Here is a 214-nt window from a genome sequence, read left to right as displayed (position 1 = left end):
CAGCCAGCGCTGACGTGATTTAGCACCGACGTAGCCCCACTGTTCGTCCATTTCAGCGCAGACAATCACATCACTGCCCGGTTGTATGCGCGAGGTTACCGACTGCGGCCTGAGTTTTTTTAAGTGACGTAAAACCGTGTTGAGGCCAACGCCCATAATGCGTGCACTGGCGCGACATCCGACGCCATTCATGGCCATATCAATGATTTTCTGG

1 protein-coding gene is annotated in these 214 nt (G+C 53.7%); it reads right to left on the bottom strand.

Translation table 11 applies throughout. The features are described from left to right. Window positions 1-214: IS1 family transposase (locus tag BHE85_RS20355; RefSeq protein WP_242412332.1), on the bottom strand; the 214-nt coding region annotated here is incomplete at both ends.

The organism is Shigella sp. FC1567, from assembly GCF_001743015.1.
GTDB lineage: Bacteria > Pseudomonadota > Gammaproteobacteria > Enterobacterales > Enterobacteriaceae > Escherichia > Escherichia coli.
This window is presented reverse-complemented; position numbering and strand designations above follow the sequence as displayed.